Origin of the sequence: Terasakiella sediminum (genome assembly GCF_033100395.1) — a bacterium.
In the GTDB taxonomy this organism is placed as follows: Bacteria; Pseudomonadota; Alphaproteobacteria; order Rhodospirillales; family Terasakiellaceae; genus Terasakiella.
This window is the reverse complement of sequence record NZ_JAWLVJ010000016.1, coordinates 93,794-103,382: the sequence shown is the minus strand read 5'-3', so window position 1 is coordinate 103,382 and position 9,589 is coordinate 93,794. Positions and strand designations below refer to the sequence as shown.

The following is a 9,589-nucleotide window of genomic DNA, read 5'->3' as shown; positions in this document are numbered from 1 at the left end:
AAACCATGCTCGATACCGTGCATCTGCAATACTTTAATAAACGCTTCTTCTGTTGTCATTTTAACCATGACGTGTGGTCTCCTGTGTGAAATTTAGGTCGTTGTCAGGCGCACCACGCCTGTGATGTGCCAAATTCGTTTTAGGGTTGGCCGGGCTGGGAGGCGCCCGACCGATTGAGTTAAAGGTAGTCGTCGCGCATTGCATACCAGACGTAGAGAAAACGCTGACCAATCCGGCGGAAAGGTGCAAAAATCTCGTAAGGCAGCGGGCTGTTGTAGATTGGAAGATCTTTTGGAACTTCCTTACCTGCGACCAATTGGGCCATCCGGCGGCCCGCATGTGCCGATGACATCACCCCATTGCCGCCATAACCAAAGGCGTAATAGATGGTTTCATCGGAATTGGGTTGGAAGACGCGTGGCATCATGTCGTGGCTGACATCCACCCATCCCCACCAGGAATAATCAATATCAATTCCTTTTAGCGCAGGGAATTTCGCATCTTTACCTGCCACAAGACGTTCAAAATGCTTGCGGTTGGCTGCATCTGCGCCTGTGATGGCGCTGCGACTGCCAATCTGCAGACGATTGTCGGGCAGCAGGCGGTAATAGTGACGCAATGTGCGTGTATCTGTCAGGATCAGGTTGGTTTTGAAACCGCAGGCTTCAATTTCTTCATCCGTCAAGGTACGGGTCACCATGTTGTTTGACATGATCGGCATAAAACGGTTTTTCAGTGTTTTATGCAGGCTCTGTGTTGTATAGCCACCTGTCGCAACAGCAACTGCACGGGCACGCACGATCCCGCCAGGGGTTTTCAGGTGATGGACACCATTGATGGTTTCCCACCCTTCAACCGGGCTGGAGGTATGGATTTTTGCGCCAAGTGCACGGGCTTTTTTGTGATAGCCATAAGCCACTTTGACAGGTTGAACGCCTGTGCCTGTGGGTTCCAGCATGGCGCCAAAACCGCTTGCATCTTTTACAAAATCAGAATGCAGTTCCTCTTGGGACACAATTCTGGATTTGTAGCCGAAGTGCTTGTTCATCACATCGATTTCCGCTTCCAGGGTCTTCATGACCTTGGGACGATGCGCGATGTAAAGGTGACCGCCATCAACCGCATCACAATCGATATCCTTGATCAGGTCTTCGAACGTCTCAAAGCCTTCCTGGATGTCTTTGTGAAGCTGTTTGGCTGTATCCAAGCCCCATTTTTTGATCCACTGGGATCGTTTGAGGCGGCCGGAATTCAGCTGTGCCTGACCGCCGTTACGGCTGGTACAGCCCCAGCTGGACTGATTGGCTTCCAGAACATGGGCTTTGATGCCATGTTCCTGTGCCAAAAAGATCGCACAAGCCAGACCTGTAAAGCCCGCCCCGATGATGGCAACATCTACATCAACATCTTGTGTGATGGGACCGTCATCTTCGGGTGTCTCACCGCCATGGGCCACCCAGTAGGTGGGGGCGTAATCCTGATTGTGACCTGGTGTTTTCTGGACGAGGGGGTCAAAGTGTGGATCGTAAGCGTTGGTGCTTTTCTGTGCTTTATGCATTGTATCCATGACTTCCTCCCTTTCAACGAGTTAGAATTTGTAAAAAGGCTGAACTTATTTGGTGCTCAGTAAAGGACGGTCTTTGCGGAAAGCGCGTTTGGATGCGATCTTGCCGTCACGGAAGGTGAAAAGGTCAACGCCTTCAGCTTCAACGCGCGAGCCATCATCTTTGGTGCCTTTAAAAGTCCATTCGGAAATGCCGCGATCACCGGAAGCGAAATGTACGCAGTCGGCCCATTCAACATCTTTGAATGTGGCAAATACACCGCGAAACGCATCGCCGACTTCTTGCTGGCCACTAAAGCGAACGCCATAAACTTCTGGACCGCCTGCACCGTCAAAAACGATGTCATCTGTCATATGCGCCATTACGCCATCTGCATCGTGGCGGTTAAATGCATCAAAAACAGCTGCCAGTGTGTCAACGTTTGCTTGATCTTCTTTTGTCATTTTTTTGTTTCTCCAACAATGTATGCTGCACCAAGGGGCGCAATGAACCGTTATCAGAGCGCCAGTTCCGAAAAGACGGGTTTGTCGTTCTGTTGGCTATACGTTACGTGTTGGAAAAAAATCTCGGTAGCACCAGTTCATTTCTACTGATGAGACCAGCCGGACCAGATTGGAAAAGCCAATGAGACCAGTTAGATATGACTAGGCCTGAACCGCGATGGTGATGGCCGAAAAGATCAATAAAATTGCTGCAATGCGGCGAAGTGTCAGGTCACTGATTTTGGGCGGAAAATTCTTGGCGAGCCAGGTAAAGCCATAGGCGATAGGCAGCGCCAGCAGCACGGTGGTCCAGACGGTTTCTGAAAGACCTTCCACAGCGACCCCGAGACCAAGTCGGGTAGAGGCCAGGACAATAAAAATGGTCAACAGGCAATCGCGGATGGTTTTAACAGGCAGGTTCTGGCGGTAAAATTGGAAGATGAGTGGCGGGCCGGAGATGGCAAAAAGTCCCCCCAACAGTCCGGCCAGTCCGCCAAAGAAACCGAAGACAGGCAGACTGGAAATACTTTTTCCCTGTTTTGGCGGGACAAACAGCAGAAGGCTTGCCAAAATAATGATGATGCTGAGGATGTATTTAATCAACGTGATGTTATTGGCATCCAGAAAGGCAAGAAGCTGATAGCCGACAAAGAGAAAAGGCAGGCCACAAATCAGAATAAGCAGGACCAACTTTTTATCCGCATGACGTTCTCTATTCAGCAAGGCGGTCGTTGTGTTGACAACGGCCAGAGCGCTGGAAATCAAAGTGGCGGATTGAAGGTCGAGCAGGTTAAAGACCGTGATAAAGCTGATAAAGACAAGACCGAAGGCAAAGCCAGTGATGGTCTGAATATAGCACCCCAACGCGACGCCTGCGAGCAAGGGGAGGATGTGGAAGATGTCGGATAACACGTTAAAACCTGCAATGGGGACTCTAAAGCGCTCAGATAATGCCTTTGGGTGAGAAAGAAAAGAGAATAATTTTAAAATTCGCAAAAAATCATCAGGGCTGAAATTTACGTAATAGTTGGTATATCAGACTACAGTTAAGTGCGTAAAAGTGATTTACTTACAAATGCTTATGTCGGTATTACGGCGTAATATGTCGAGATTTCGACATAGATAATCCTTTGATTTGTAATGATTTTTTCTGACCAATTGGTTAAGTCCGATATGTGTTGGGTTTTCGACACAATCTGGATTCTTAAATGTCGTGAATTTCGACGTATTTTATCATAATTATTTGAAAATAAACAATAAATGTAAACTGGCACGCTCCTTGTTATATGGGGCCCTAACGCATCAACAACAAAAATAATGCGTTACGGGAGGAATGAACCAATTATTCAGCCACGACATCAAATTTGATGTTGGGTGGGTGCCTCCCTCTTACGTTCCTCAGGGTTCTGGGGTGATTTTAAATTGACGTTAGAGGTTTTTATAAATGTCAAATCGCAAAACACAGATTTCACGCATTAAGACAACATGTGCCGCCCTTGCACTAGGCGCCATGAGCATGACAGTGACTGCAACCGCACAAGCCGCAGATAAAGTTCTTTTGAAAACACCAATCGCTTTTGGGTCTCATCTGCCCGGTCTGGGCACGCCGATCAAGCGCGTGGCAGATCAGCTAAAAGCCATGTCTGGCGGTTCCATCAAGATGAAGGTTTATGAACCGAAAAAACTGATCGCCCCGTTTGAAATTCTGGATGCTGTATCTACTGGCAAGATTAATTCAGGTTATGCAACGGCGGGTTATTGGTCCGGTAAAATGAAGGCAGCAGCTTTGTTTTCCGCGGTACCTTTTGGTCCGGAAGCGGGTGAATATATGGCGTGGCTTTACTATGGCAATGGTCTGAAACTTTATCAGGAAATGTATGACAATGGCGGCTATAACGTCAAAGTCCTGCCTTGTGCCATTATCGCACCTGAAACATCCGGCTGGTTCCCGAAACCGATTGAAAAGCCTGAAGACCTGAAAGGCATGAAAATGCGCTTCTTCGGTCTGGGGGGGGAAGTGATGTCCAAAATGGGCGTTTCTGTTTCTCTGTTGCCAGGTGGCGAGATTTTCCCGGCCCTTGAAAAGCAGGCGATTGATGCAACGGAATTCTCAATGCCAGCTATCGACAAGCTTTTGGGCTTCCACAAACTGGTGAAATACAACTACTTCCCAGGCTGGCACCAGCAAGCCACTGTTTTTGAACTGCTGATCAATGGCGATACCTGGAAAGGCATGGATGCATCACAACAGGCTGTCGTTGAAAATGCATGTAAAGCATCCATGGCAGAATCCTTTGCAGAAGGCGAAGCCATTCAGTTTACCCAAATGCAGGAAAATGTTGAGAAAAACGGCGTGAAAATTATGCGTTGGAACGACGAAATGCTCGCCGCCTTTAAAGGTGCGTGGGATGAAGTTGCAACCGAACAGTCACAGGATGCCGGCTTTAAAAAGGTCTATGACGATCTCACAACATTCCGCAATGGCTATGCGATCTGGAAAGAGAACGCTTTCTTGCCACGCAAATAAGTTGATCACGTAAGTCGCTTTCCTCTGCAACTTACCGGGCCGCGGGTTTACACGACCATCCAAGGAGCTCGCGGTCCTAAACTTGATGGGGTGTTATGCATCTCCCTAGTTATAACACCCCCTTTTTCTCATCAGACCAGAAGAAATCACTTCCTCGATAAGAGGGGGAGAGACGGGGTTTATCCCTCTTATCGAATAAGTGAAAAATAATCAGGAGGCTTAAGCCATGGGACAACCGAACGATCTGCCGCATCCACATGTGGCGGAAAAGGTCGATGAGCTCAAGATGCATGAGGATGCGGTTCGTGTAGCGCTGCCAGATGCCATCGACACATTCATCCGTTATATCGGCAATGGGGTTTGCGGGATCAATGCGCTGTTGATCGCTGCCATTATCGGCAATGTGGGATTGAGATATGGCTTTGCCAACGGACAGATCTGGCTGGAAGAACTGCAATGGCACTTTTATGCCATAGGCGTGATGATGGGATTGTCCTATGCGCAGGTGAATGACAGTCACATCCGTGTAGATATTCTGCATGCGCGCTTTTCTGACAAGACCAAACGCATCATCGAAATTGTCGGGGTTATCCTCTTGGTGCTGCCGTTCATCTGGGTTGTTTTTTATCACAGTCTTGATTTCGTTTCTGACGCCTGGCGTACGAACGAACGGTCAGATGCGCCTTTGGGTCTGCCATTTCGCTGGGCCATCAAGGCGGTGATCCCGTTGTCCTTTGGTCTGCTGGGGCTTGCCATTCTTTCAAGGCTTTATCGTGACATCTATATTCTGGTGAAAGGGCGCTAGACCATGGAAAACGAAATTCTCGTGGCGGCGATGTTCGCCAGTTTTATTATTTTCTTATTTATGGGCATTCCGGTTGCTTATGTTCTGGGCGGTGTCGGTGTGCTGTTTGCCGGAATTGGTTATTTCGCCGATATTTATCTGGATACCCTGACCGGGCTTGATTTCTTGACGCTTGGCCTTGTGGTCAACAGGGTCTTCAAGATCATGGACAACTGGGTTCTGGTTGCATTGCCGATGTTTATCTTTATGGGCCTGATGCTGGATGAATCGGGCATTGCGGAACGCTTGATGAAATCCATGCAGGAACTGTTTGGCAAGGTCCGTGGTGGGCTTGCTATTACGGTCACCTGTATCGGGATTATCCTTGCAGCCTCTACCGGGATTATCGGGGCATCCGTCGTTTTGTTGGGTCTACTTTCCCTGCAGCCCATGTTGCAACAGGGCTACAACAAGCAGCTGGCGGTTGGGACCGTTGCAGCATCTGGCTGTTTGGGTATTCTGATCCCGCCATCCATCATGTTGGTGATTATGGCGGATCAGTTGGCCCTAAGCGTGGGTGATTTGTTCATGGGCGCGGTCTTCCCGGGGCTTTTGCTGGGCGCGCTTTATATCATCTATATCCTGATCTATGGCTTTGTGAACCCGAAGGGGGCACCGCTTTCTGATGAACGCCGTGATCTGGAATTGCATGTTCTTTGGGATGTGGCAAAGGCTGTGCTGCCTGCCTTATTGCTGATCTTTGCTGTCTTAGGGTCTATTTTTGGCGGACTGGCGACACCGACGGAAGCATCCGGTGTGGGGGCGTTAGGCGCAACACTGCTGGCGGGTTTTTATCGCAATCTGAGCTTTAAAGTCTTTTTTGAAGTCTTAAAAGCAACCTTTAATACGACTTCTTACATTTTTGCGATTTTCCTGGGCGCAACTTGTTTTGCACTGGTTCTTCGTGAATTGGGTGGGGACGAGATTATTGAAGGAATGATCACCGGGCTGCCTTTCGGACCCTATGGCATCATCTTTGTAATCCTTGGGTTTGTGTTCCTGCTGGGCTTCATTCTGGATTGGATCGAAATCACCCTGATCGTTCTGCCCTTGCTGGCCCCTGTGATTTCAGCGCTGGGTATGGATGTCCCCGGTTACGGCGTTGTGGATAATCCTGATCTGGTCTGGTTCGTTATGTTGGTTGCGATCACGCTTCAGACCAGTTTTTTAACCCCGCCTGTTGGATTTGCGCTCTTTTACCTGAAAGGGGTGTGTCCGCCCAGTATCAAGCTGATGGACATTTATAAGGGTGTGGTTCCATTCATTATCCTGCAGTTGATCGGTCTGTTTATCGTGGCTTTCTGGCCTGTGATTGTGACCTGGCTGCCAAGCGTTGCCTATAATTAAGGAGGGGATGATGACTGATAAAATTGTTTCTCTGACCAATGCGATTTCCAAGATCAAAAATGGCGATACCATCTGTACGTCGGGTTTTGTGGGGATCGGCACGCCGGATTATCTGATTTCCGGGCTGGAACTGCGCTATATCGAAACGGCACGCCCGCAAAATCTGTCGCTTGTCTTTGCAGCAGGTCAGGGCGATGGCAACAAGCTGGGGCTGAACCGTTTGGGTCATGAAGGCTTGTTAAAGCGTGTCATCGGTGGGCATTGGGGGCTGATCCCGAAGATTGGGCAGTTGGCCCTGGATAATAAGGTGGAAGCGTACAACCTGCCGCAGGGCTGTATCTCTCATCTGTTTCGCGATATTGCGGGTAATAAGCCGGGCACTTTTTCCAAAGTCGGTTTACAGACTTTCGTTGATCCCCGTTTTGAAGGCGGCAAAATGAACACACTGACCAAGCAGGACTTGGTCGAGGTTCAGGAAATCGCCGGGGAAGAATGGCTGTTCTATAAATCCTTCCCCATTGATGTGGCCCTGATCCGTGGCACTATTGCGGATGAAGCGGGTAACCTGACCATGAGCAAGGAAGCCCTGACACTGGACAACCTTGCCATGGCGATGGCGGCGAAAAATTCCGGCGGGATCGTGATTGCGCAGGTGGAACAGGTGGCCGAAAAAGGATCGCTCAACCCACGCGAAGTCGAAGTTCCCGGTATCTTGGTCGATTATGTGGTGCAGGCCCCGGAAGAACTGCATGACCAAACCTATGCCACCCATTATAACCCGGCCTTTTCCGGTCAGGTACGTGTACCCGCGAACAACGGGGCTGCCATGAAACTGGATGCCCGCAAGATCATTGCCCGACGTGCGGTGGAAGAATTGCCACAAACAGGGGTGATCAATCTGGGCATTGGGATGCCGGAAGGCTTGGCATCTGTTGCCAATGAAAAAGGCGTGCTGGATGGTCTGACGCTGACAACAGAACCGGGCACCATCGGCGGTATCCCACAAAGTGGCTTGAATTTTGGCGCGGCTGTCAATCTGGAAGCCTTGGTTGATCAGAACCAGCAATTTGATTTCTATGATGGCGGCGGGCTGGATATGGCGTGCCTGGGCATGGCCGAAGTTGATGGCGCTGGCAATGTGAATGTCAGTCGCTTTAATGGATGTTTGGCCGGATGCGGCGGGTTCATCAATATCTCGCAAAATTCAAAAAAGGTTGTGTTCGTCGGCACCTTTACCGCAGGTGGCTTGCAAATTGATATTCGCGATGAGGCCTTAAGCATCTTGCAGGAAGGTCGCGCGCGCAAGTTCGTGGAAACGGTGGAACAAACCACCTTTAACGGTGGCTTTGCCAAGGTTAATGACCAAACCGTCATCTATATCACGGAGCGCTGCGTCTTTGAGATGACCCGAAATGGTCTGAAATTGACTGAGATTGCACCGGGCATTGACCTTGAAAAAGACATTCTCAGCCAAATGAATTTTACCCCGATTATCGACAATCCAAAAACAATGGATGCGCAGCATTTTTGCTGAAGCTGAAACCCAAGTTACGTACAGAAACAACGTCCATAAAACATATAGACTGGGAGTTTTTACGACATGCACAAGATTTACAAACGCTTGTTTGGGGCAGCCTTTCTTGCCCTCACCGTTGTGGCTTTGCCCATCGGGCAGGCGATGGCTGAAAAGGTTGATTTACTGACAGAAAAGCAAGTATTCAGCCTTGGTGACTACAAGACTGTGAGCGGTGAGACCATCAAGGACGTCAAAGTCGGTTATGAAACCTATGGCACGCTGAACAAGGATAAAAGCAACGCCATCCTGATTGCCCATTTCTTTTCCGGCAATTCTCATGCGGCAGGGAAATATGCAGCCGAAGACGCCAAGCCCGGATACTGGGACAATGTCATTGGTGCTGGCAAGATCATTGATACCAATAAGTATTTTGTCATCAGTTCTGACACATTGGTGAATTTGGGTGTACATAACCCCAAGGTCATCACAACAGGGCCAGCCTCCATCAATCCAGAAACAGGCAAGCCCTATGGCCTGTCTTTCCCGCTGGTGACCATGGAAGATTTTGTTCATGTGCAAAAGGCACTGGTTGACAGCCTTGGCATCAAAAAACTGCACGGTGTGGCAGGCGCATCCATGGGATCGTTGCAAACCATGACATGGGCAGCGACTTATCCCGATATGGTTCCCCGGGCCATGGCGGTGATTTCACCCGGTGCCAGTGGTCATCCTTATCTGATCAGCATGCTGAAACGCTGGGCTGATGTGATTAAGTTGGACCCGAACTGGCAGGGTGGGAACTATTATGGCAAGGACCGTCCGCTGAAAGGTCTGAGCCTTGCGTTACAGTCCGTAACTTTGGATGCCTTCCAACGCCCCTGGGTACAAAAGCATGATGTGAAATGGGCGGATGAAAAAGCCAATCCGGCCGTGGAGATGAAAGCACGCTATGCAGTTGAAAAAATGCTGGATGATCGCGGTGATGCGCGTGCTAAAGGATCAGATTCCAATCACTTCCTCTATCTGGTCAAGGCCAACCAAAGCTATGATATTCGCGAAAAAATTGCCGATATCAAAGCCAAGTTTCTGTTTCTGCCAGCTGAAGGCGATTTGATCTTTCCACCGTCTGAAGCTGAAGCTTTTGCCGAGACACTGAAAAAGCAGGGTAATGAGGTTGATCTGCAGGTCCTGAAAGGCCCGCTGGGTCATATCAACGGTATTGTCTTTATGCCGCAGGCCGAAGCCAAAATTAAGAAATGGCTTGAGTAATCCGACGACAGACAGAGGGGCTGAGATGTTTTATCAGAT

The 9,589-nt window shown here is 49.3% G+C and carries 8 protein-coding genes; 5 read left to right on the top strand and 3 right to left on the bottom strand.

Annotated elements, in window-relative coordinates; genetic code table 11:
• Positions 1-178 precede the first annotated feature (178 nt).
• From RYZ26_RS13500 to RYZ26_RS13490, 3 genes are all read right to left on the bottom strand, one after another.
• Entirely contained in the window at positions 179-1,567 is a 1,389-nt protein-coding gene (locus RYZ26_RS13500) for an NAD(P)/FAD-dependent oxidoreductase (RefSeq protein ID WP_317683754.1), read from the bottom strand.
• Positions 1,568-1,612: 45 nt separating this feature from the next.
• The gene (locus RYZ26_RS13495; protein WP_317683753.1) at positions 1,613-2,008 is read right to left on the bottom strand and encodes a nuclear transport factor 2 family protein; all 396 of its coding nucleotides are present in this window, start codon (positions 2,006-2,008) and stop codon (positions 1,613-1,615) included.
• A 201-nt stretch (positions 2,009-2,209) separates the two neighbouring features.
• Positions 2,210-2,959 (bottom strand): TSUP family transporter, encoded by a 750-nt coding sequence (locus RYZ26_RS13490; protein WP_317683752.1) that lies wholly within the window; start codon positions 2,957-2,959, stop codon positions 2,210-2,212.
• 532 nt (positions 2,960-3,491) lie between these two features.
• On the opposite strand from RYZ26_RS13490, the gene RYZ26_RS13485 reads away from it, so the two are divergent.
• From RYZ26_RS13485 to RYZ26_RS13465, 5 genes are all read left to right on the top strand, one after another.
• Entirely contained in the window at positions 3,492-4,574 is a 1,083-nt protein-coding gene (locus RYZ26_RS13485; protein ID WP_317683751.1) for a TRAP transporter substrate-binding protein, read from the top strand.
• 226 nt (positions 4,575-4,800) lie between these two features.
• On the top strand, positions 4,801-5,379 hold the full coding sequence (locus RYZ26_RS13480) for a TRAP transporter small permease subunit (RefSeq protein ID WP_317683750.1): 579 nt from the start codon (positions 4,801-4,803) through the stop codon (positions 5,377-5,379).
• Between the two features lie 3 nt (positions 5,380-5,382).
• Positions 5,383-6,765 (top strand): TRAP transporter large permease, encoded by a 1,383-nt coding sequence (locus tag RYZ26_RS13475; RefSeq protein WP_317683749.1) that lies wholly within the window; start codon positions 5,383-5,385, stop codon positions 6,763-6,765.
• A gap of 10 nt (positions 6,766-6,775) precedes the next feature.
• A complete protein-coding gene (locus RYZ26_RS13470; RefSeq protein WP_317683748.1) occupies positions 6,776-8,299 on the top strand; it encodes an acyl CoA:acetate/3-ketoacid CoA transferase in 1,524 nt (507 codons plus the stop codon).
• Positions 8,300-8,365: 66 nt separating this feature from the next.
• Entirely contained in the window at positions 8,366-9,550 is a 1,185-nt protein-coding gene (locus tag RYZ26_RS13465; protein ID WP_317683747.1) for an E22 family MetX-like putative esterase, read from the top strand.
• The last annotated feature ends 39 nt before the right edge of the window (positions 9,551-9,589 follow it).

Bases quoted from the DNA above. Each gene is read 5' to 3' on its own strand.
- RYZ26_RS13480 (WP_317683750.1), top strand. From the start codon at position 4,801: ATGGGACAACCGAACGATCTGCCGCATCCACATGTGGCGGAAAAGGTC.
- RYZ26_RS13485 (WP_317683751.1), top strand. From the start codon at position 3,492: ATGTCAAATCGCAAAACACAGATTTCACGCATTAAGACAACATGTGCC.
- RYZ26_RS13475 (WP_317683749.1), top strand. From the start codon at position 5,383: ATGGAAAACGAAATTCTCGTGGCGGCGATGTTCGCCAGTTTTATTATT.
- RYZ26_RS13465 (WP_317683747.1), top strand. From the start codon at position 8,366: ATGCACAAGATTTACAAACGCTTGTTTGGGGCAGCCTTTCTTGCCCTC.
- RYZ26_RS13495 (WP_317683753.1), bottom strand. From the start codon at position 2,008: ATGACAAAAGAAGATCAAGCAAACGTTGACACACTGGCAGCTGTTTTT.
- RYZ26_RS13470 (WP_317683748.1), top strand. From the start codon at position 6,776: ATGACTGATAAAATTGTTTCTCTGACCAATGCGATTTCCAAGATCAAA.
- RYZ26_RS13500 (WP_317683754.1), bottom strand. From the start codon at position 1,567: ATGGATACAATGCATAAAGCACAGAAAAGCACCAACGCTTACGATCCA.